General features: G+C 60.1%; 20 protein-coding genes and 1 pseudogene. 5 read left to right on the forward strand and 16 right to left on the reverse strand.

Features of this window, described 5'->3' with window-relative positions; translation table 11 throughout:
* Positions 1 to 101: 101 nt before the first annotated feature.
* The 7 genes from KGB28_RS23160 to KGB28_RS23190 all read right to left on the reverse strand — a co-directional run bounded on the left by KGB28_RS23160 (position 102) and on the right by KGB28_RS23190 (position 5672).
* A complete protein-coding gene (locus KGB28_RS23160) occupies positions 102 to 1091 on the reverse strand; it encodes a FecR family protein (protein WP_223448051.1) in 990 nt (329 codons plus the stop codon).
* Positions 1088 to 1660 (reverse strand): RNA polymerase sigma factor, encoded by a 573-nt coding sequence (locus KGB28_RS23165; protein ID WP_150727380.1) that lies wholly within the window; start codon positions 1658 to 1660, stop codon positions 1088 to 1090. The genes KGB28_RS23160 and KGB28_RS23165 overlap by 4 nt, the downstream gene beginning before the upstream one ends.
* Before the next feature lie 4 nt (positions 1661 to 1664).
* On the reverse strand, positions 1665 to 1979 hold the full coding sequence (locus tag KGB28_RS23170) for a DUF3325 domain-containing protein (RefSeq protein WP_223448052.1): 315 nt from the start codon (positions 1977 to 1979) through the stop codon (positions 1665 to 1667).
* The gene (locus KGB28_RS23175) at positions 1980 to 3551 is read right to left on the reverse strand and encodes a PepSY-associated TM helix domain-containing protein (RefSeq protein WP_223448053.1); all 1572 of its coding nucleotides are present in this window, start codon (positions 3549 to 3551) and stop codon (positions 1980 to 1982) included. It abuts the gene before it with no gap.
* Positions 3548 to 3853, reverse strand: a complete 306-nt coding sequence (locus KGB28_RS23180; protein WP_223448054.1) for a DUF3649 domain-containing protein — start codon at positions 3851 to 3853, stop codon at positions 3548 to 3550. Before KGB28_RS23180 ends, KGB28_RS23175 begins: the two co-directional genes overlap by 4 nt.
* 249 nt (positions 3854 to 4102) lie before the next feature.
* Positions 4103 to 4510 (reverse strand): HPF/RaiA family ribosome-associated protein, encoded by a 408-nt coding sequence (locus KGB28_RS23185; protein ID WP_007970346.1) that lies wholly within the window; start codon positions 4508 to 4510, stop codon positions 4103 to 4105.
* A 214-nt stretch (positions 4511 to 4724) separates the two neighbouring features.
* Positions 4725 to 5672 carry a LysR substrate-binding domain-containing protein gene (locus KGB28_RS23190; RefSeq protein WP_008046773.1) on the reverse strand — a complete coding sequence of 316 codons (948 nt, stop codon included), beginning with the start codon at positions 5670 to 5672 and terminating at the stop codon, positions 4725 to 4727.
* A 135-nt stretch (positions 5673 to 5807) separates the two neighbouring features.
* On the opposite strand from KGB28_RS23190, the gene KGB28_RS23195 reads away from it, so the two are divergent.
* Both KGB28_RS23195 and KGB28_RS23200 read left to right on the forward strand, forming a co-directional pair.
* The gene (locus KGB28_RS23195) at positions 5808 to 7184 is read left to right on the forward strand and encodes an L-serine ammonia-lyase (RefSeq protein ID WP_223448055.1); all 1377 of its coding nucleotides are present in this window, start codon (positions 5808 to 5810) and stop codon (positions 7182 to 7184) included.
* A 310-nt stretch (positions 7185 to 7494) separates the two neighbouring features.
* Positions 7495 to 7809, forward strand: a complete 315-nt coding sequence (locus KGB28_RS23200; protein ID WP_223448056.1) for a DUF3509 domain-containing protein — start codon at positions 7495 to 7497, stop codon at positions 7807 to 7809.
* Here the strand turns inward: KGB28_RS23200 and KGB28_RS23205 are convergent.
* Positions 7806 to 8306, reverse strand: a complete 501-nt coding sequence (locus tag KGB28_RS23205; RefSeq protein WP_150718070.1) for a phosphate-starvation-inducible protein PsiE — start codon at positions 8304 to 8306, stop codon at positions 7806 to 7808. The two genes, KGB28_RS23200 and KGB28_RS23205, sit on opposite strands and share 4 nt — an antisense overlap.
* 276 nt (positions 8307 to 8582) lie before the next feature.
* Between KGB28_RS23205 and KGB28_RS23210 the strand changes: the two are divergent.
* Positions 8583 to 8822 (forward strand): annotated as a pseudogene (locus KGB28_RS23210) (YebG family protein); the annotation flags it as partial.
* Between the two features lie 186 nt (positions 8823 to 9008).
* On the opposite strand, the gene KGB28_RS23215 reads toward KGB28_RS23210, so the two are convergent.
* Entirely contained in the window at positions 9009 to 10028 is a 1020-nt protein-coding gene (locus KGB28_RS23215) for a Glu/Leu/Phe/Val dehydrogenase family protein (RefSeq protein ID WP_150727387.1), read from the reverse strand.
* 183 nt (positions 10029 to 10211) lie between these two features.
* Here KGB28_RS23215 and KGB28_RS23220 point away from each other — a divergent pair, with 183 nt between their 5' ends.
* On the forward strand, positions 10212 to 11015 hold the full coding sequence (locus tag KGB28_RS23220; RefSeq protein WP_223448057.1) for a SirB1 family protein: 804 nt from the start codon (positions 10212 to 10214) through the stop codon (positions 11013 to 11015).
* A gap of 165 nt (positions 11016 to 11180) precedes the next feature.
* Here KGB28_RS23220 and maiA read toward each other — a convergent pair whose 3' ends face one another.
* Genes maiA through hmgA form a run of 3 tightly spaced genes read right to left on the reverse strand, consistent with a single transcriptional unit; the run spans position 11181 to position 14441 of the window.
* Complete coding sequence (gene maiA, locus KGB28_RS23225) at positions 11181 to 11816, reverse strand: maleylacetoacetate isomerase (protein ID WP_223448058.1); 636 nt, start codon at positions 11814 to 11816, stop codon at positions 11181 to 11183.
* Between the two features lie 12 nt (positions 11817 to 11828).
* The gene (fahA, locus tag KGB28_RS23230) at positions 11829 to 13133 is read right to left on the reverse strand and encodes a fumarylacetoacetase (RefSeq protein ID WP_223448059.1); all 1305 of its coding nucleotides are present in this window, start codon (positions 13131 to 13133) and stop codon (positions 11829 to 11831) included.
* A gap of 3 nt (positions 13134 to 13136) precedes the next feature.
* Positions 13137 to 14441: a homogentisate 1,2-dioxygenase gene (hmgA, locus tag KGB28_RS23235; RefSeq protein WP_223448060.1), complete on the reverse strand. Its 1305-nt coding sequence runs from the start codon at positions 14439 to 14441 to the stop codon at positions 13137 to 13139.
* Positions 14442 to 14604: 163 nt separating this feature from the next.
* Between hmgA and KGB28_RS23240 the strand changes: the two genes are divergently transcribed.
* On the forward strand, positions 14605 to 15402 hold the full coding sequence (locus KGB28_RS23240) for an IclR family transcriptional regulator (RefSeq protein ID WP_223448061.1): 798 nt from the start codon (positions 14605 to 14607) through the stop codon (positions 15400 to 15402).
* Between the two features lie 56 nt (positions 15403 to 15458).
* Here KGB28_RS23240 and KGB28_RS23245 read toward each other — a convergent pair whose 3' ends face one another.
* The 4 genes from KGB28_RS23245 to KGB28_RS23260 form a co-directional block, all read right to left on the reverse strand.
* Positions 15459 to 15770 carry a hypothetical protein gene (locus tag KGB28_RS23245; RefSeq protein WP_223448062.1) on the reverse strand — a complete coding sequence of 104 codons (312 nt, stop codon included), beginning with the start codon at positions 15768 to 15770 and terminating at the stop codon, positions 15459 to 15461.
* 45 nt (positions 15771 to 15815) lie between these two features.
* Entirely contained in the window at positions 15816 to 16505 is a 690-nt protein-coding gene (locus KGB28_RS23250) for a hypothetical protein (RefSeq protein ID WP_223448063.1), read from the reverse strand.
* Between the two features lie 171 nt (positions 16506 to 16676).
* Positions 16677 to 19223 (reverse strand): LuxR C-terminal-related transcriptional regulator, encoded by a 2547-nt coding sequence (locus tag KGB28_RS23255; protein WP_223448064.1) that lies wholly within the window; start codon positions 19221 to 19223, stop codon positions 16677 to 16679.
* A 142-nt stretch (positions 19224 to 19365) separates the two neighbouring features.
* On the reverse strand, positions 19366 to 20736 hold the full coding sequence (locus KGB28_RS23260; RefSeq protein ID WP_223448065.1) for a DUF1329 domain-containing protein: 1371 nt from the start codon (positions 20734 to 20736) through the stop codon (positions 19366 to 19368).
* Positions 20737 to 20743 lie beyond the last annotated feature (7 nt).

Genomic DNA, 20743 nt, shown 5'->3' on the forward strand with positions numbered 1-20743 from the left:
GCCCGGAGCAAGCTCGCTCCCACAGGGTTATGTGTTGCCCCAATTTGGTGGCCGACTCAATACCTGTGGGAGCGGGCTTGCTCGCGAAGAGGTCAGTCGCCTCAACGCAAAATAATCAGCTGCCCCAAAACCTGATGCTGCTCAAACCCCAACACGCCCTGCAACGAACTCAACACCGCCTGCGGGTTCCTGCTCGGAAAGCTGCCACTGACCCGCCGCGTCGCCAGTTCATCGTTGAGTATCACGATCCGACCGGGGTAATAGCGCGCCAAATCCTGCACCACATCGGCCAACGTCGCCTTGTAGTAATTGAGCCAGCCCTGGCGCCATGCCAACTGCGCTTCGCTGTCCACCGCGTGGAGTGTTTGCGCCGAGCCTTCGCCGTAGGTCACTTGCTGGCCGGCGGTGAGAACTTGCTGATCGGCGTTCTGGTCCGCCGTCACGCCAACCCGTCCCGACAGCACCGTGACCTGTGCACCGTGGGGCTGCAAACGGACTTCGAACTGCGTGCCCAGGACCCGCGCCTGGCCTTTCTCGGCGTCCACCACAAACGGCTCGCCGGTGTGGGTGACACTGAAAAAACCGGCGCCGCGACGCAGTTGCACATGCCGCTCACCGCGACTGAAATCCACGGCGATGGCGCTGTCGGCATCCAGTGTCACCTGCGACTGATCGGCCAGGGTGACGGTGCGGATTTCCCCCGGTGCCGAGACGTAATCCGCCCCCAGGTCATCGATCCAGCGCATCGGCTGCCAACCTGTGCCGAGACTGATCATCAACAGCAGGCATGCGGCCATCGCCAGCACACCGGACCAGCGCCCGACCGTGCTGCGCCGCGGCTTGTCCATGGCGTTGAGATAGCCCTGCAAGGCAAAAGCGTCTTCATCGGCGAGCGTGCGCGCCGGCCCTTCGCTCAACTCCCACAAGACCTGCACCTGGGCATACGCCTCGGCATGGGCGGAGTCGGCCTGCAACCATTGGCTGAACGTCGCCTGGTCAGCGCTGCTGGGCTGGTCATGCAACAGGCTCAGCCAGGCCAGCGCGGCCTGCTCCTGTGCGGGCGTCGGGGTGACGCGTTCGAAGTGGTTCACGGTGCTTTCCCTGGCGTACGCGATTCGGGTTCCCGAAGGCTGGCCTTGCAGGCTTCGAGGGCGCGCATCATATGTTTTTCCACGGCACTTTGGGACAAGCCCATGGCCTTGGCGATCTCGGCGTATTTGCGGCCGTGAATGCGGTTGAGCAAAAAGATCTGCCGCGTACGCTCCGGCAAGGCGCGCAACGCGGCTTCGACGTGGCGCAAATCGTTGCCCGCCTCCAGCGCCGCTTGCGGTCCGCAGCCATGGCTGTCCGGTGGCTCCACCATCAAGCCTTCGCTGGCTCGGACCCGCGTGCCTTCACTGCGCAAGTGGTCGATGGCGATGTTGCCGGCGCAGCGCAACAGGTAGGTGCTGAGTTCCTCGACTTGCACCAGCGGCCGCCGCCAGAAACGCAGGAACAAATCCTGTACCAGGTCGGCCGCCGTCGCCCGGCAACCGACGCGCCGACTCACCAGCGCTTCCATTTGCGAACGCTGGGAGAGAAACACCTGGAGAAAATGCGCACGGTCTCCGCGCTGTTGATCACCCTCGATATCGCGGGGTTCGGGGGGGAGAGTGATCATCGATTCAACACTGCGCAAACACGGCAATCGGACTGGCCAGCAGGCTCAACCCGGCCAGAGACAAGGCCAGACGCGGACGGTAGGGAATCAGCAAAACCAGCAACAATGCACTGAGCATCAACAGGCCGAACCACTGAACCAGGCCCAATCCCCAACCTGCCGCCCACAACGACAGGCTCAGCGAAAGCCAGCCAAGCAGTTTCAGGCCCAGACGCCGACGCTGTGTCGGTTTATGCCCCAGCAGTTCGGCGTGATGCCGGTCCATCGATAAACACAGCGCGGTAAAACCGGCATAACAAAGCAACGCGGCGAGCAACATTCAGTTCGCCTCCCGTTCGAGCGCCATCGATCGCGGGCGTTTTGTGCCGACGACTTGAGCCATTTCCGAGTTGCGTATTTTCCAGGCTGCCCAGGCGAAAAACAGGCCGCTGACCAGGCATGCCAGATCGAACCCGGCCATGGCCCAATCGCCCTGCGCCAACGACACACCCAGGTGATACGGTGTCGTCAGGGCGTTCAACAGCGGCACTGCACCAAACAGCAACGCCGCCAACGCGAGTTGCTCGACCCAGGCCGCCCGGCCTCGGCGGAGCATGGCATGTAGCAGGCTCAAGCCCCAGACGATGAAGAAGCCGTTGACCTCCCAATCCGAGCGTCCGGCCATGGTCACCGGCAACAATCGATTGGCCCAGAAGAACGCCGCCACTGCGAGTATCAGCCCCGACATGCTGGCGATGTTCAGCACGTCCACCAGCCTTAGCTCGAAAGGCATCACAGCGCTTTTGGCATGCTTGAGTTGACGTTTGCCGAGCCAGATCACCAGCCCGGTACCGATCATGGCCGTACCGGCCAGACCACACATGAAGTACATCCAGCGCAACACCGGGCTGGCGAAATGGCCCATGTGCAGACCGAAGAACCCGCCGGCGATTGCAACAGGCAACGAGCGCTCCGGCATCGCCTCCAGCTGCTTACCCGTTACGCCATTGAAGGACACGGTGCGGCCGAAATCGTGGCCCACACGGTCGGCCCCGTCGAACTGCATCACCACCGAAGCATTGGCGTCGCCAGGGTGGTTCACCGTCACCTCGGCAATCCGGCCGCTTGGCCGAAGTCGGTTGGCCTGCTCCAGCAACGGCGCCAAAGGCATCAACAGACCGGAACTGCCCACGGCTGACGGGACTTCGGACTCAGGAATCGCCTCATGATAAAACGTCTGGGCATCGCCCTTGTACCTGGCCTCAATCCCCGCCGGCATCACCATCATCATGAACATCACCAGGCTGCTGTAGGTGATCGTCAGGTGAAACGGCAACACCAGCACGCCTACCGAGTAGTGCCCGTCGAGCCAGGAACGCCGCCCCTTGCGCGGGCGGAAGGTGAAGAAGTCCTTGAAGATTTTCTTGTGGATGATGATGCCGCTGATCAGTGCCACAAACATCAACATGGCAGCGACAGTCGCCAACCAGCGCCCCCACGGATAGGGCATTTGCAACTCGAAGTGGAAGCGATAGAAGAACTCGCCGCCCATTGTCTCGCGGGGGTGCACTTCGGTGCCGGTTAGCGGGTCGAGCAATTGTTCGCGGTGTTGGCCAGGCTTGTCCGCTGCCGGTTCCCAGTGCACTGATAAACCCGGCCGCCGGGCGCTGGGCAACTCGATCAACCAACGTGAGGCGCCTGCGGCGTGTTGCTCAAGATAGTGTTGAGCCACGGTCAAACTGGTTTCGGCGGACACGGAACGAACCGGGATTTCCGGCTGCATCCAGTGGCTGGTTTCACTTTTGAAATAGGCCAGCGTGCCAGTCAGGAAAATCGCAAACAGCAACCAGCCGAAAATCAACCCGGCCCAGGTGTGCAACCAGGCCATCGACTGGCGAAAGCCCTCTTTCATGAACGGCCCAGCCCGTACGCCAACCCGAGCACCGCTGCCAGCATCAAGCCCGGCACCATCACGCCGAACCAGGCTCGCCACGCACTGCCGCAGGCAAAGCACCAGATCACGGCCAGCAGGTACACCAGAAACGAGGTCATCATCCCGATCACCACCGCTTCGGCGCGAGCGACAGGCAGCCAAAGGCTGAGGCTGACACTGGCCAGCGATGCGACGAGGTAACCGCCGAAGACGGCCGCAAGCACCCGCGAAGCGACCGCCAATCGGTAGGAAACGGGAAGTGTGCGGGGTTTGGCGTTCATGTCTGGACCTGGAAACCGGATGAGGCCACGACAGCGTCAGGGGGCCGGCAAGGACGCAATATTAATGATAAATATTCTCATACGCAAAGGGAGCGGGTGAACCCCTCTATTACGCCGGTTGGTTGCGGCGCAAACTCGGCTGTCTCCACAGCGCAAGCCAATCGCCATGGAATCCAAAAGCCACCCAAAACAAAACGGGCCTGCAATGCAGGCCCGTTTTCATGGGAAGGTAAAAAAGTGAATCAGGTGTCAGCCGTTAAGCGCTGCCTGTTCGTTCTCAAGAAACTCTTCTTCCAGCAGCTGGTCGGCATGGGCGCCACTCTCGATGGGCACCACATTGGCTCGTTTGCCGCGTAATTTGCCGAACATATGCTCCAGCGCATGTTCAAGTTTTGTGGCCGCTCCGTCGATCGCCTGCTCCATGGTGGAGGCTTTATGGGTGACGGAAACCGGTTGATGGCCTTTTGGCCGCGCCTCCAGCTGGCAGCGCATGTCGTGGGGACCCGGCTTGTCGCCGTTCTCGTCCCGCAAGTGAACCTCGACTCGTGTCAGGTCCTCTTCGTAGCGTTCGAGCGTGCTCTCAATGGTCGTACGTACCCACTCCTCCAGTCGTTTACTGCCTTGAATATGGTTATCGCTATTGACTTGGATTTGCATAGTTCATCCCTTATTTCAGCTAGCTCGCGAGAGGCCGGTCAGCTAAGCCCTTGGGCGTCATCACCGTGACCTCTTACTTACACAATCGGTCTGTACGCTGAACAATTCAAGCCCCTAAAAAAGATAAATTTTCAATCGCAAAAAAAGCCGGACAACCGGTAAAAGCGCTGTTAAGGTCGGGAGTTGGGTCGCCCTGCTCTTGCGTAATAATTGCTCACATTTGCCGCTCCCCCAACGGGTGCAGGCTGCGAAAAGCACCCGCCTCCTCCACCAACCAATCGTGCACCGCGCGCACACCCGGATGGCTCAACGCCCCCGGTGCGTAAAGCAGCATGTAGCGCTTGTGATTGGGCACCGCCAGGCCAAACGGCACGATCAACGCACCACGCTCCAACTCATCATTGAGCAACGTTCGTCGCGCAATCGCCACGCCCATGCCGGCGATGGCCGCTTCGATGGTCAGGTGATTGCGATTGAAGGTATGGCCACGTCGCACATCCGCCCCCTCGAAGCCGATGGCATTGAGGTAAAACTCCCATTCCGCGTACTCGTAGCTGCCGCGCCAGGCGGTGATGTCGTGCAGCAAGGGAAAGTGCATCAGGTCTGCCGGACCGTGCAGCGGCGGACGACCACGCAACAGGCTCGGCGCGCACACCGGAAAAATCTGTTCATCCAGCAAGGCTGTGGATAACAGGCCCGGATAGCTGCCGTCGTTCAGGTCGATCGCCAGGTCGAAGTCGCCTTCATGCAACGGCACGCTGCTGTCCTCGGCCACCAGGCGCAACTGAATGTCCGGAAAACGCTGCTGCAAACGCGGCAGTCGCGGCGTCAGCCATTTGCTCAGGAACGACGGAATCGAACGCACCCGCAGAATCCCGCTGATCATGCCCGCATCCAGTCGTCGCAATTCCGCGTCGATGCTGCCAAAGGCCTCGTTGACGGTAATGGCCAGGCGCTGGCCTTCTGCGCTCAGCTCCACCCCGCGGGCGCGGCGGTGAAACAGGCGAAAACCCAGGCGTTCTTCCAGCTGGCGGATCTGCTGGCTGACGGCCCCCGGTGTGATGTGCAGTTCTTCGGCGCAGCGGGTGAACGACAGGTGCCGCGCGGCACAGGCAAACACGTTCAGCCAGACATACGTCTGGGCGTGTAATTGACGACTCATCGTTTAGTCCTGCTAAAGGATGTCTTAGGAATTTTCGTTGGTCACGCAGGACCGTGACAGGCAGTATCGCCCAAATTGCGCTTGTCCTACATAAATGGCAGCGATTTCCCTTCCATTGCATGTACAGGCTTTAGCATGGCTATCAGTGTTTTCGATCTATTCAAAGTCGGCATCGGCCCGTCCAGTTCCCATACCGTCGGTCCGATGCGCGCTGCCGCAACCTTTGCCCAAGTGCTGGTCGATCAGGGTTTTCTGGTTGACGTGCGACGCGTGGAAATCCGCCTCTATGGTTCTCTTTCAGCGACCGGCGTCGGCCACGCAACGGACCGCGCCTGCGTCATGGGCCTGATGGGCGAATGGCCCGACCGCATCGATCCCACCACCATCGACAGGCGTATTCACACCCTGCGTGAAACCGGCAAATTGTGTCTGGCAGGCGCTATGGAAATTGCCTTCGACTGGCAACGCGATCTCCTGCTGCTCAACGAGAGCCTGCCCTACCACCCCAATGCCATGTCCCTGACAGCCTTCGGTGAAACCGGCGAACTGTTCGAGCAAACCTATTACTCGGTGGGCGGCGGTTTCATCATCGAAGCGGCCGAAGCCGAATCCGGGATCGCACCGGCTGGCGATGTGGTGCTGCCTTACGACTTCTCCAGCGCAGCCGAACTGCTCAGGCTCTGCAACCAACACGGGCTGCGGGTGAGCGAACTGATGATGGCCAACGAACGGGCCTGGCGCAGTGACGCTGACATTCGCCAGGGCCTGTTGCATATCTGGTCGGTGATGCGCGAATGCGTCGAACAGGGCTTGCGCCACGAAGGCATCTTGCCCGGCGGCCTGAGTGTTCCACGTCGAGCGGCGAAACTGCATCGCAGCCTGCAGGAAATCGGCAAGCCGAATGTCATTACGTCCACCTTGTCGGCAATGGAATGGGTCAACCTGTACGCCCTTGCCGTGAACGAAGAAAACGCCGCTGGCGGGCGCATGGTCACGGCACCGACCAACGGCGCGGCGGGGATCATTCCGGCGGTGCTGCACTACTACATGAAATTCAATGCCGATGCGTCTGACGACGACGTGGTCGCGTTCTTCCTGGGTGCAGCTGCCGTCGGCATCCTGTGCAAGAAAAACGCCTCGATCTCCGGGGCCGAAGTCGGCTGCCAGGGTGAAGTCGGCTCCGCCTGCGCCATGGCCGCCGCAGGCCTGGCAGAGGTGCTTGGCGCCACCCCGGAGCAGCTGGAAAATGCCGCCGAAATCGGCCTGGAACACAACCTCGGCCTCACCTGCGACCCGGTTGGCGGACTGGTGCAAGTACCGTGCATAGAGCGCAATGCGATCGCCGCAGTGAAAGCCATCAACGCCACGCAAATGGCCCTGCGCGGCGACGGCAAACACTTCATTTCCCTGGACCGGGTGATCCGCACCATGCGCGACACAGGCGCCGACATGCACGACAAGTACAAAGAAACGTCACGGGGCGGACTGGCGGTGAACTGGGTGGAATGTTGACCATTTTGGTTGCACGCCAGCCGTTATTGCCCTGAAACGGGCAGAAAACGCGGCCCCTGTAGGAGCGAGCTTGCTCGCGAAAAACCCTCAGGCGCCGCAAACCATCTGGTTTGACGCGTTATCGTTCACGACCATCGCGAGCAAGCTCGCTCCTACAGAACTTGTTTTTTTGTCCGACAATTTTGTCGGCATGCCCCTTGCTACATCCTGGTTGGAACAATGATGACGAGATGGCCGGTGGTCAGGCATTGCGAACAAACCCGATCACGGCCGGTCAACAACTGCACGTTCAATCAGGCGGTGACGCATCATGGACAACCCTTTCCAGCTCATTACCGATGCCTTTGCAGCGGATTACCAGATCAACCTGAGCATTCAGGGTCTGGACGGCAGCATCATGCTGACCCTGTCCAACAGTGGCCGCGTGGTGGCCAAGCGCATGATCAGCGCCGAACAACGCAATGACCCCGAGCGCCTGAAACGACTGGTGCAGAGCATTCAGTTCGGCATTGCCATCGAGCAGGGCCACAGTGCCGTGGCCATCCTCGAATCCATGACCGATGGCGGCACGCACAGCCTGCCGCCACCCGCCAATGGCCGTCCCCGACCCTCCATGGGGCTTTAAAGCTCGCCCTTTTCTACTTCTGGATGTTCACTGGAGCCCGCACCTGACTTGCGGTGTGGGTTCTCGATCTTCACCGAAGGAAATTGCGACGAAGCGTAACGCACCACCAGAATCGCAAACGCCAACAGCAGAATTCCGCCGCACAGGTAGATGATCCCCAGGTCCGGCGGGTTGTGGTGCGAAACGTTGGAAATCAGCAACCGCGTCAGCGCGGTGATCGCCACGTAGATCAGGAAGCGCACGGGCATGTGGTTGGTCTTGAAGTAAATCCCGACCATCGCCCCCAATTCCAGGTAGATGAACAGCAGCAAGATGTCATCGATCTTGATGTGCCCCTCTTCGATCATCCCGAGAAACTCCATCACCGCCGCCCACGCGGTCACCGCACCAATGGCGAACAGCGCCAGGTAGTGAAAGGTTTCGACGAACAGATTGCCCAGGGACTCGGCCAGTTCATGCACGTTCTGCCGCAGTTTTTCGGCCCAGTTGATTTTCACGATGCTGCTTCCTTAGGTCGGTTCGACCGGATGATGCGGGTTGGACGTGACGGTTTTTCTGCATGCAGAAAAAAGGCCAGCCCATGATGGCGAGCCGCTCCGGATCGCGCGCCGTGGCGTTTGGTCGCACCCGTGCAGCGCCTCGCCTGACAAATCTCGAATCCGGTCTATATTGAAAAGCCACTATCCAAAAGACAGGGTTTCGCTTATCCTTTCGCTGTATATAGATACAGTAGTCGAAATCGACAACCAATGTGAAGGCATGTGAGGTGGTGAATGGCCGTCGAAGTGGTATACCGCAGCAGCCGAGATCTGGAGCGCTTGTTCATGGATAAAGCCGAAGCTGACCGTCATGACAAAATGCTCGAACTGGCCGAGTTGCTGGCTGAAGTGTTGCAAAAAGCCGTTCCGTCCCTGACCGAGCAGCAAGTGGAAGAAGCCGGGATTTATATGGCGAAAAATCGCGACGTGTTCGCCAAGGCGTTCAAGAGCCAGCCGGACGCCCTGTCCGAACTGCTCAGCGCACCGGTTGAAGTCGCACAACCTGTTGCAGCGGTCGAGGTCGTTGAGGCCGCTGAGCCAGTCACCCCGGCCAAGCCTGCCAAGGCCCCCAAAGCCGCCAAGTAAACAAAGCCCGAATTGAACAGGCCCTGAGTCGAATGACCCAGGGCCTTTTTCATGCCTGTGGAGAACTCATCTGATTCACCGGTACAACACCTTCTCCGCCAACTCGTCCGCCACCCGTGCGGGGGAGCGTTTTTCCGCCTGGGCGTGGGCGAACACTTCGGTCAGGCGCGAGCTGATTTTCGACAGGTGCGCGGTGATGGTCGACAGTTCTTCGCCGCGGTGCTTGAGCGACACGTAAATCAGCCCACCGGCGTTGATCACATAATCTGGTGCGTACAGGATGCCGCGGCGCTCCAGTTGGTCGGCGACATCCAGATGCGTCAGCTGATTGTTTGCTGAACCGGCCACCGCCGAGCAGCGCAATTGCGACACGGTATGGCTGTTGAGCACACCGCCCAGCCCGCAGGGTGCGAGGATGTCGCAAGGTGTGCTGAGCAGCGCCTCGTTGGCAATCGGGTGCGCGCCGAGTTGCTCCATGGCCAGTTGCACCTTGCCGTGATCGATGTCGCTGACCAGCAGTTCGGCACCGGCAGCGTGCAACTGTTCTGCCAATGCATACCCGACATTGCCCAGGCCCTGAATGGCCACGCGCAAGCCTTCGAGGTTGTCGCTGCCGAGCCGGGCCATGGCGGTGCTGCGGATGCCGGTAAACACCCCCATCGCCGCGTGTGGCGCAGGGTCGCCCGCCGAGGTGGTGCTGGTGACGTGCTGGGTTTGCTGGGCGATGCAATCCATGTCCGCCACTGAAGTGCCGCTGTCGATGGCAGTGATGTAACGGCCTTCAAGCTGTTCGATGCAGCGCCCGAAGGCTTCGAACAGCGCCGCACGGTTTTCCACATGGGCCGGGCGCACGATCACCGCCACGCCGCCGCCCTGGGCCAGGCCGGCCAGCGCAGCCTTGTAGCTCATGCCCTGGGCCAGGCGCACAGCATCCTCGACCGCCGATTCGTCATTGGGGTAGGCAAGGTAACGACAACCGCCCAGGGCAGGCCCCAGCCGGCTGTTATGAATGGCAATGACCGCCTTCAACCCGGTGACCGAGTCAACGCTCAGATGCAGCGATTCAAGGCGAGTGCTTTGCATGAGAGCGAACATCGTAAGGCTCCCGAATCACTTCTTGTAGTCGCCAGTATAGGCTTGCGCCCAAAAATTGCAGAAGCGCACCGGAATAAGAACGGCCCCAATGCAGGCTTTCGGAAATAACCTGTGATCGCCCTTGTGCAGCACTGGACGAATGCCGGAGAGGGGGCTAAAACGAGGCATTGCCCGGAGATTTTGATGACCCCGCGCCAATCGTTCTTCGCTTGCCTGCAACGTTCACCGCCCGCGCTGTTCGAGGCGGCACTGTGGATTGCAGCCGAGCACGACAACGAGGTGGAGCCGCAAGCGCTGTTGGCCGATTTTCAGTTGTTGCAACAACGGGTCAGCGGCGGCTTGCCGATGCTGCCGGTCAGTGAACTGGCCCAGCCGCTGCTGCGCCGCATGAACGACCTTGGCTATGCCCAGGACGACTTCACACCCTTGCGCCCGCAAGTGGCACTGCTTGATAAGGTTCTGGAGCGCCGACGAGGGCAGCCCTTGACGCTGGGGCTGATTGCGCTGGAATTGGCCAGGGGCCTGGAGATTCCCATGGTCGGGGTCAACTTCCCCGGGCATTTCCTGCTGCGGGTGCCGGGCGCCGATCATTTGCTCGACCCCTGCGGCGGCCGTCGCCTTTACCCGAACGATTGTCGGGAACTGCTGCACCGCCAGTTTGGCCCGAACATGAAGCTCAGCGCCGAGCACCTGGTAACCGCCGAGCCGCTGCAGATGCTGCAACGGCTGTCGCGCAACCTGCGCCAGTTGTACCTGTCCCACGACGATGTCATCAATGCCCTGATCGACGCCGAGCGCGTCCTGGAACTGGGCAATGCCACTGCCGCCGACTATCTGGCCCGGGCCAGCCTGTACCAACGGTTGGACTGCCCGAACGCCGAGCGTTTTGACCTGGAGCACGCACTGCTGCTCAGCGACGATCCGATCCAGCGGATTCGCCTGACGGAACGGCTGGGGCACCTGCCGCCGAACTCCATCGTTCACTGATCACAAAAACCTTGTGGGAGCGGGCTTGCTCGCGAAAGCGGTGTGTCAGCCACATAATTGTTGACTGGCACGCCCTCTTCGCGAGCAAGCCCGCTCCCACCTTTATTTTGCGCTGTGACGAGTATTTGTGTGCACCACTGAAACCTGTGGGAGCGGTGTGAGGCCTCAAGGCGTGTCTGGCTGATTCGCCGGATGCGCCTTGATGAACGCCGGGTGCTTATCCGCCAATGCCGCCACTCGCCGGATTCGCGGATAAGCCTCAAGAGAAACATTGAACCGCTCGGCCGCGTACAGCTGCGGGATCAGGTAGACGTCCGCCAGCCCAGGCTCGGGACCAAAGCAGTAACCGTCATCACCGATCAACTGCTCCACCGTGGCCAGCCCCTGGCCGATCCAGTGACCGATCCACTCCACCACCTGCGGTTCGTCGTGACCCGACTGGCGCAGCCGATTGAGCACGCTGACGTTGTGCAGCGGGTGCACATCGCAGCCGATCACGGCCGCCACGCCGCGCTCGTGAGCACGGGCAGCCAGGTCCCCGGACAGCAGTGGCACCTGTGGATAACGTTCCTCCAGGTACTCGATGATCGCGGGAGACTGGATCAGCAATTCGCCTTCATCGGTGCGCAAGGCCGGCACGCGGCCCTGCGGGTTGATGCCCAGATAAGGCGGCTGTCGATGCTCGCCGCCCTGCGGGGCGATCAGGTTGACTGGCAAGGATTGATAATCCAGGCCCTTGAGCGCCAACGCGATACGCACCCGGTACGAAGATGTCGAACGGTAGTAGGTATAGAGTTCCATGCCCCGCTCCTGTTAGCGCGCCGGCAGCACTTTGCCGCGGCATTCGCCGAAACCGATGGAAGCGAAACCGTCGCGGCGGCAACGGCCGCGCAGGATGATTTCGTCACCGTCCTCGAGGAATTTACGCACCTCGCCCGAGGCCAGTTCGATCGGCTTTTTACCACCCTCGGTAATTTCCAGCAGGCTGCCGAACTGACCGTTCTCCGGCCCCGACAACGTGCCCGAGCCGAACAAGTCACCGGCCTGCAATTGGCAACCATTGACGCTGTGGTGCGCGACCATTTGCGCCACGGTCCAGTACATGTGCCCGGTGTTGCTCAGGGTCAGGCGATGGGCTGGCAGGTTCTGTTCGCGCATGGCCTCGGTGAGCAGCAACACTTCCAGTTCGATGTCGAACGCGCCAGCGGCCTGGTCGCGTTTGTCGAGCAGGTACGGCAGCGGCTGCGGATCGCCTTGGGGACGCGCAGGCTGGGCACGACGGAACGGCTCCAGCGCTTCGGCGGTGACCACCCACGGGGAGATGCTGGTGATGAAGCTTTTCGACAGGAACGGCCCCAGCGGCTGGTATTCCCAGGCCTGGATGTCCCGTGCCGACCAGTCGTTGAGCAGGCAGAAACCGGCGATGTGGTCGGCGGCGTCGCCAATGGCAATCGAGTCGCCCATGTCGTTGCCCTGGCCGATCCAGATGCCCAGCTCCAGTTCGTAGTCCAGGCGAGCGCAAGGGCCGAACGTCGGTTCGCTCTGACCGGCCGGCAGCGTCTGGCCTTTCGGACGGCGTACATCGGTACCGGACGGGCGAATGGTCGACGCGCGACCGTGGTAGCCGATTGGCACGTACTTGTAGTTCGGCAACAACGGGTTGTCCGGTCGGAACAGTTTGCCGACGTTCTGTGCGTGCTCGATGCCGACGTAGAAGTCTGTGTAATCGTTGATTTTCGCCGGCAGGTGCATCTGGCAATCCGCCGCCAGCGGCAGCAGTTTTGCGCCCTGGGCCTCGATCTTGCCGTGCAGGGTGCTGCCCTCGGCGAACAGTTCCAGCAAACGCTCGCGCAAAGCGACGCGAGCCTCGCGGCCCAGCTCGAAGAACGCGTTCAGCTGACCGCCACGGGTGGCCTCGACGGCAGCCTTCGCGGCGCCATCGAACAATCCGGCCTCAAGGGCGGCTTGCAGGTCAAAGACATGTTCGCCAATGGCAACGCCACTGCGCGGTGCCGAGCCGTTGAGGCTGAACACGCCCAGCGGCAGGTTTTGCAGGGGGAAATCCGCGTGCTCGTTGGCGGATGCAACCCAGCTGCGAGTGATGGAAGTCTGCGTCATGGGTTATCTCCGGGTCGGGTCGAAAGTGGCGGGCAGCGTAGCCCAGCAGGTGTCGTAAGTGTTTTGCAGTTGCGGGCAATCGAGGGCGAAACGGCTTGGGCGCAACACTTGGCTGGTCTCGAACATGAACGCCATGGTGTTGTCGATTTTCGCCGGCTTGAGGTCAGCGTTGATCGCTTTGGTGCAAGTCTCTCCGTCGGGACCGTGGGCGCTCATGCAACTGTGCAACGAAGCACCGCCGGGCACAAAGCCTTCGGCCTTGGCGTCGTATTCGCCCTGGATCAAACCCATGAATTCGTTCATCAGGTTGCGATGGAACCAAGGTGGACGGAAGGTTTTCTCGGCCACCATCCAGCGCGGCGGGAAGATCACGAAGTCGAGGTTGGCCAGGCCATGAACGCTGGTCGGCGAGGTCAGCACGGTGAAGATCGACGGATCGGGGTGATCGAAACTGACGGTGCCGATGGTGTTGAAACGGCGCAGGTCATATTTGTACGGCACGTTGTTACCGTGCCAGGCAACCACGTTGAGCGGCGAATGATTGAGCTCGCAGGCCCACAACTCGCCGAGGAACTTCTGCACCAGCGTGGTGGGTTGTTGCAGGTTTTCGTAGGCCGCCACCGGGCTCAGGAAGTCCCGCGGATTGGCCAGGCCATTGCTGCCAATCGGCCCCAGGTCCGGCAGACGCAGCGGCGCACCATGGTTTTCGGCGACGTAACCGCGGGCTTGCGGGTCGAGCAGTTCAATGCGGAATTTAAGGCCGCGAGGCAGTACGGCAATTTCCAGCGGTTCCAGTTCAAGCATGCCCAGTTCGGTGGCAATGCGCAGGCGCCCCAGTTCAGGCACCAGCAACATTTCGCCGTCAGCATTGAAGAACACGCGCTCCATGGAACGGTTGGCGCGGTAGTTGTAGATGCTGATCCCGGCCGGTTTTTCTGCTCCCGAGTTGGCGGCCATGCTTACCAGGCCGTCAATGAAATCGGTCGGCTCGGCGGGAACTTCCAGCGGGTTCCAGCGCAGGCGGTTGGGGGTCACGTCACCCAGCGGGCCGCCGGCCAGTTGCCGGTCCAGTTTGATGAATGCCGGATGATTGGCCGACGGCTGAATGCGGTACATCCAGGTTCGCCGCGCCTCGCTGCGCGCCATGGTGAATGCCGTGCCGGAGAACAGTTCGGTGTAAAGGCCGTACGGGGCTTTTTGCGGGGAGTTCTGGCCGACAGGCAGTGCGCCGGGCAACGCTTCGCTGCTGAATTCGTTGCCGAAGCCTGACAGGTAGGCCAGCGCTGGCGTCGTTGAATCGAGGTTCATGGAGCCTCCTGAACAGGGAGTCGACAGTGGCCGCTCGCTCTGTTGCAGAGGTCGAGGCACGTCCGGGTTGTTTTTATCGTAATTTGATTACGCATAACGTAATTTGATTGGTATTGACCGTCAAGCTATAAAGACGCCCATTCGTCCCGGGAGCCCAGCCACCATGGAAAAAACCAGCGACAACAACGGTAAACAGAAAGTCCGCTCGGCCGAGGTTGGCACCGACATCCTCAAGGCTCTGGCCGAGTTGTCGCCTTCGACTTCGCTGTCGCGCCTGGCCGAACACGTGCAGATGCCGGCGAGTAAGGTTCACCGCTATTTACAGGCCCTGATCGCCAGCGGATTCGCCGAACAGAACGCCGCCACCAACCATTACGGCCTGGGCCGCGAAGCCTTGCGCGTAGGGTTGGCGGCACTCAACAGTATGGACGTGCTGAAAGTCGCCGCCCTGCCCCTGGCCGAATTGCGCGATGACTTGAACGAAACCTGTTTTCTGGCGGTGTGGGGCAATCAGGGCGCGACCGTGGTGCATATCGAACCGGCGGTGCGTGCTGTGACGGTGGTGACCCAACTGGGCTCGGTGTTGCCATTGCTCAGTTCTTCGACGGGACTGGTGTTTGGCGCCTACCTGCCGAAACGCGAAACCGAGGATCTGCGCGTGCAGGAGTTGCAGTCCCACGCAGCCCACGCGCTGGCAGACGATCAGGCCTATGCGGCCCAGTGCGAACAAATCCGCGCACGCGGTTTGCACCATGTACATGGTTTGCTGCTGCCAGGGGTCGATGCCTTGTCGGCACCGGTGTTCAACGCGATGGGCAGAGTGGTTGCCGTGCTGACGGTGGTGGGGCCGACATCGTTGTTCCATGCCGATGAAAACGGTCCGGCGGCGCAGCGCCTGTTATCCGCCAGCCATGCAGTCAGCTGGCGCATGGGTTTTGAACCCGCCGTATCCGCAACCTGATTGCGGCAGCCGTGCCAACCAAGGGGTTGGCACAACTACTTTGATAGAACCACCAATCAGCTCAGTAAATCCCGGGCAATTGCTGCCCCCATTTCATTGAGTTCATCAAGTTTTACACCATCGAAACGATATTTCTGGTCAAACGTGTACGGCTCGGAAAAGATCCCCAAATTCTCACTGACGAATTTTGGAACTTCACCATCCTGCAACTTAAGGAAAAATGCCCATACCAGTGACTGAGAGTAAATAACCGTCGAATCGTTAGCCGACGCAATTGCATTGATATATACCTTATCGACATCAATACCGCGACCACCGAGCCTTGCGTGCAGCTTGGCCCGCACCAATTCCTTTGTCAGTTGTTCCATATCTTAAAACTCCATAATTGAATGGGCTACGAAAGTCCCTGAATATCAGATCAGGAAATCCGGAGCAATTTCGATCACTAGGTCACTGATGTCCTTGATCGTGAGTTGCGGGTGCAAATCAGATTCCCGGGAACTGTAGGCGATCGAATAAACGCCCTGTCCTTCGCCGTGATAATAAGGAATTTCATTATGTTGAAAATAAGCAAAGACATCTTCGGCCAGACTTCGGGATTGAAGTATCTTTCGCCCGTCCGCTTCCGTCACATAACTGGTCAAGTACACGTTATCAATATTGATTTCCGGGATCTGATACTTTAACGCTGCGTGGACCTGCTCGATACCAGAAACCTTGATCGAGCGCTTTGAAAGGTTGATTGAGGGCGCATCGGTCAGCCAACGGACGATATCCATTACTATTCTTTCAAACTCTATCAGATCCAGCCCTATAACCTTATGCTCCGGCTTGAAAGAATACCGCAGATTGAAGATTCCATTGATACCCCGAACATAAGTAGGCAGTGACTCTTTCTCAACCCACTCCAGCGTCTCATCGAATAACGTCCTGGACTCAATGACGTCAGCGCCAACACTATCATCCAGCGTATTCAGATAGGTTGTGAACGGGTTGATTCCGAGTTTCCCCAAGCGCTCAACCAACAGCACCTCGACGGCGAAATCCGCACGAATACGCTTCAATAGCACAATCTTACTGTTAGAAAAAAAACTCTCACTCATACAGACTTCCTGTCACGTTAAAGAGCCGAACATCCTGCTCGACCTCTCGACCAATGTACTGACAACACAACTAATTGCTTGTTTATCAGCGCCGACGAGCATATTAATCGACACAGTTATTTATGCACCCAACAGTATGTTTTAATTCATTTCAAAACGAAAAACAAACAACTACCAACTCTGCATTATCAACCCCAACTTCTTCGCCATGGCAACTGCCTGCGTACGCCGCTCCACACCCAACTTGCTGTGAATGCGCCGGGCATGGGTTTTCACCGTATGCAACGAAATGAACAGCTGCTCGGCAATTTGCTGATTGGAGTTGCCTTGGGCGATCAGGCCGAGCACTTCCAGCTCCCGACTGCTCAGCAGGCTGGCATCCACGGCCAGCGCGGTCACCGTCTCCTCGCCTTGTAAACGACAGATCAGGTTCGGCTGGCGCAAGTTCAAATCACGCAATGCCTGTTGCCCCTGACAACGCTTCACCAACGCCAGACCGGCCTCCAGTGCTGCGTGGGCCATCTCCGGCTCGCCCGTCAGGTCCGCCACTTCGCAGATCGCCAGTTGCAACTCCGTTTCCAGCGCCTGCATGGCGTGTTGTTGCGCATGCTCGAGTAACGCCTTGAGCCGATCCAATGGACGTTGCGCCTGTTGCAAATGAGTCTCGGCCAACACCAACTGGTATTCGATACGTGCAATCAGCTGCAGCGTGGCTGGCGGTGCCTGGCGCGCGTGGGCCCCACGGTAATGACGCAAGACCCGGGTCAGCGCTTCCCGGGCCAACTCCGGGCGCCCTTGTTGCAGCCAGAAATGACTGCTGATTTGCAGCAGCACGCCGCGATAAACCGTATCGGGGATCTGCCGTTGCTGCATCAACCGTTCGGCCTCGCGCAGACGATCAAACGCATGGGCGTATTCGCGTTGATTGGCCGCCATTTGCGCCTGTCCGAGAAACCCGTACAACACGTGCTTGTCCTGACTGTGCAGGCAGTCCTCCAGGCCGGTCTGGAGGAAACCAGCGGCCAACTCATCTTGCCCCTGACAGAGGGCCAATCGTCCTCGCCGCAGGGCGATTCGTCCCAGCAGCGGCGTCGGTCGATCAGCCTGTCGTCCGAGCATTTCATGGATGTCGGCCAGCAAATGGCTTGCTCGCCGCGGTGCACCACGCTGCTCCAGCAGCTGCGCATGATCGAGTTCGAGCAAGCCTTCAAACAACAACGAGCCTTGTGCCCGCGCCAGGCACAGTGCGTCACGATTGAAGGCCTGGGCGGCATCGAGGTCGGCGTTGAGTAGCGCTTGCTGGGTCAACCCGGACAGACACAACAACCGCGCGGACCACCCCTCGGCCGCCAGATCGTCCAGTGCCTCGATAAAATGCGCCCGTGCCGCCGGCAGGCGTCCCTGCAAATGCAACAACCAACCCTGTTGCGCCTGCCAACGCGCCAGCAGTTGCCGTTGCAAGGATGCCGTCGGTTGTGGGGCAAATCGCGACAGCTGCCCAATGCAGGCAGCCGCCTGCTCGAAACGCCCGGCAAACAGCAACGCTGCGGTAATCAACCCCACCCGTTGCGGCGTGCCCAAGGTCAACTGTTCACCCAGCTGCTCGTGCAGTTTGAGTAACCAGCTGACGTTCTGACGCTTGAACAGATGCTCAATGCTGAAGTGTTGCAACAGGCTGACCGCGACCTCGTGCTCTTGCGCCAGCAACGCCTGCTCGAAGGCGCCCTGCCAGTCTTCTTCGGCGCTGAACCATTGGCACGCACGGCGATGCCAGGATCGCCCGGCCGGGGTCGGTTCTTCACGCATCTCCCGGGCCAATGGCTCGAAGATCCGCAACCACTCGACGGAGTCTTCCCAGGGTTCAATGAAGCAGCCCATGTCCTGCAACGCGTGCAGCCACTGCGCGCCCTCACCCGTACCAAAAAGATGCTCGCACAAGCTGGCGTTGAAGCGTGGCAGATAAACCAACACTTGCCAGACCTCAACCAGTTCCGGCGGCAAGGTGTTGAACAATTCGTGCTGCAGATAATCGAGCAATGTCGCCGAACGCCCCTGCTCACCCGACCACGGACAACCATTGAGCAACGCGATCCGCACGCCAGCGCACCAGCCACCGCTGCGCTCAACTACCCTTTTGGCGGTTTGTGCCGCCAGGGTCGGCTCGGCATGACCGAGCAACTGCCCGACCTCGACCTCGGTAAACGCCAGCGCCCGGCCTTCGCACTCGTACAACTCATCATCGAGCAGCAGCCGCGGCCAGTTGCAGGGTGGTCGTCGACGGGAGCTCAGCCACCAGGTCAGCGCCGGGCTGGCGACGGCCAACAGGCGATCGAGCATCCGGTCGAGTTCCGGATTGGGTACTCGGCAGTAATCATCGAGAAACAGCCAGGTCGGCGCCTGTAATCGGGCCAGATGCACCAGCAGCCCGGGCTCGTCCGTCGAGGGCAGGCCCAGCGCTTGCGTCAGGCGCAACAGAAAATCGGCTGCACTCAACGACTCCCCCGCCAGCGGCAGCCAACACACCTGGGAGTGCTCCGGTGCCCGCTGCAGGCATTCGGTGAGCAATGCGCTCTTGCCACTACCGGCCGGTGCGCAAAGCAACTTCACCCGCGCGGTCGAGACCAGCATGGGCTCGATCAGCCGCTCGCGGGACAGATGATGGGACGACAGTCGGGGCAGGAAGCCAGGGCGGTCCAGACAGTGCGTCATTGCGGTCATTTGTGGTGCGCCTTTTTTATAATTCTGGCGCCACCCTAGCCCCCTCCCAAGCGCTTGTTGAAGAAGTATTCAACACACTGATCGAGCGTTATAAAAAAGGTGACCGCAAAGTCACCCCTTTGTGTAGGAGCCTGTAGGAAACCTACCTAACCCCCGTGCTACGCAAGGCTGCCGGCGTGTAGTCCCCCGCTTTTGCATCGATGTTGAATTCGAAGCTGCGCTTCTCTTCGTTCTTCATTCCCAGGGCGATATAGCGGCCGGCGATCAGGTCATACAGCGCTTCGACGGTGTAGGCCGGCACCTGGTGATCGTAGTAGAACTGGGCATGCCCTTCGGCGACGCGCCAGAGCTGGCCACGCCCGTCGTAGTGGTCGGCCAGCGCCACTTGCCAGCTGTCTTCATCGATGTACATGTGGCGCTTGGCGTACACATGCCGCTCGCTCGGCTTGACCGTGGCGACGACTTCCCAGACCCGGTGCAACTCATAGCGGGTCAGGTCCTGGTTGATGTGCCCGGCCTTGATCACATCGGTGTACTTGAGGTCTGGCGAGTCGAGCTTGTAGCTGTTGTAGGGGATGTACATCTCCTTCTTGCCGATCAGTTTCCAGTCGTAGCGATCCGGCGCGCCGGAAAACATGTCGAAGTTGTCGGTGGTGCGCAGGCCGTCGGATGAGGTGCCGACGCCGTCATAAGCGACCTGTGGCGCACGCCGTACCCGGCGTTGGCCTGCGTTGTAGATCCAGGCCTTGCGCGACTCCTTGACCTGGTCGAGGGTCTCGTGAACCAGCAACACGTTGCCCGCCAGCCGCGCCGGGGCGGTCACTTCCTGCTTGAAGTAGTTGAGGACGTTATCGTCGCTGCCCGGTTTCAGATCACCGAGCAACGACGGCACGGCGACCTCGTCCTTGAAGCGGATCACGGTGAAGTCACCATTGGACTGCGGTGTCGCCTGGGTGATGGTGCGGCGCAGATTGCCGCCGTGGTAACGCGTGACGTGGTTCCAGATCACTTCCACGCCATTCTTCGGAATCGGGAACGCGTAGTAGCGATTGCCGGTGAAGTTGGCCAGACCGTTACCGTCATTGATCGGTGTTACGTTCAGTGCGCTGCGCTTGGCCGACTCATAGATTTCTGCCGGTAACGCCACGGTGCGGTGGCTCGGATAGACCGGAATCTTGTAAGTCTCGGGATAGCGTTTGAACATCGCGATCTGGCCATCGGAGAGTTTGTCCTTGTACTTGTCGACGGTCGCCGCGGTGATCACGAACAACGGCTTTTCGTTGGCGAAGGGATCGGCCAGGAAACCTTTGCTGTCCACCGCGCCAGCGTTTTTCGGGATGCCGCCGGTCCAGGCCGGAATCGAGCCATCGGCATTGCCGGCCTTCTCGGCACCGAGTGGGGTCAGGCTGGTGCCGAGTTTGTTGGCTTCTTCCGGCGACACCGCGGCCATCACGTTGGCGGCCAGCAGACTCAGGGCCAGAACGGTGCCCAATTGCAGAATCATCTTGCGCATTGAATTC

Source organism: Pseudomonas sp. BF-R-19 (assembly GCF_019956445.1).
GTDB lineage: Bacteria > Pseudomonadota > Gammaproteobacteria > Pseudomonadales > Pseudomonadaceae > Aquipseudomonas > Aquipseudomonas fluorescens_BH.

Excerpts from the sequence above, each read along its gene's own strand:
- KGB28_RS23195 (WP_223448055.1), top strand. The coding sequence starts at position 5,808 with ATGGCTATCAGTGTTTTCGATCTATTCAAAGTCGGCATCGGCCCGTCC.
- KGB28_RS23245 (WP_223448062.1), bottom strand. The coding sequence starts at position 15,770 with ATGGAACAACTGACAAAGGAATTGGTGCGGGCCAAGCTGCACGCAAGG.
- KGB28_RS23250 (WP_223448063.1), bottom strand. The coding sequence starts at position 16,505 with ATGAGTGAGAGTTTTTTTTCTAACAGTAAGATTGTGCTATTGAAGCGT.
- KGB28_RS23170 (WP_223448052.1), bottom strand. The coding sequence starts at position 1,979 with ATGTTGCTCGCCGCGTTGCTTTGTTATGCCGGTTTTACCGCGCTGTGT.
- KGB28_RS23215 (WP_150727387.1), bottom strand. The coding sequence starts at position 10,028 with ATGTTCGCTCTCATGCAAAGCACTCGCCTTGAATCGCTGCATCTGAGC.
- fahA (WP_223448059.1), bottom strand. The coding sequence starts at position 13,133 with ATGACGCAGACTTCCATCACTCGCAGCTGGGTTGCATCCGCCAACGAG.
- KGB28_RS23255 (WP_223448064.1), bottom strand. The coding sequence starts at position 19,223 with ATGACCGCAATGACGCACTGTCTGGACCGCCCTGGCTTCCTGCCCCGA.
- KGB28_RS23200 (WP_223448056.1), top strand. The coding sequence starts at position 7,495 with ATGGACAACCCTTTCCAGCTCATTACCGATGCCTTTGCAGCGGATTAC.
- KGB28_RS23165 (WP_150727380.1), bottom strand. The coding sequence starts at position 1,660 with ATGATCACTCTCCCCCCCGAACCCCGCGATATCGAGGGTGATCAACAG.
- KGB28_RS23190 (WP_008046773.1), bottom strand. The coding sequence starts at position 5,672 with ATGAGTCGTCAATTACACGCCCAGACGTATGTCTGGCTGAACGTGTTT.
- KGB28_RS23185 (WP_007970346.1), bottom strand. The coding sequence starts at position 4,510 with ATGCAAATCCAAGTCAATAGCGATAACCATATTCAAGGCAGTAAACGA.
- KGB28_RS23220 (WP_223448057.1), top strand. The coding sequence starts at position 10,212 with ATGACCCCGCGCCAATCGTTCTTCGCTTGCCTGCAACGTTCACCGCCC.
- maiA (WP_223448058.1), bottom strand. The coding sequence starts at position 11,816 with ATGGAACTCTATACCTACTACCGTTCGACATCTTCGTACCGGGTGCGT.
- KGB28_RS23260 (WP_223448065.1), bottom strand. The coding sequence starts at position 20,736 with ATGCGCAAGATGATTCTGCAATTGGGCACCGTTCTGGCCCTGAGTCTG.
- hmgA (WP_223448060.1), bottom strand. The coding sequence starts at position 14,441 with ATGAACCTCGATTCAACGACGCCAGCGCTGGCCTACCTGTCAGGCTTC.
- KGB28_RS23180 (WP_223448054.1), bottom strand. The coding sequence starts at position 3,853 with ATGAACGCCAAACCCCGCACACTTCCCGTTTCCTACCGATTGGCGGTC.
- KGB28_RS23240 (WP_223448061.1), top strand. The coding sequence starts at position 14,605 with ATGGAAAAAACCAGCGACAACAACGGTAAACAGAAAGTCCGCTCGGCC.
- KGB28_RS23175 (WP_223448053.1), bottom strand. The coding sequence starts at position 3,551 with ATGAAAGAGGGCTTTCGCCAGTCGATGGCCTGGTTGCACACCTGGGCC.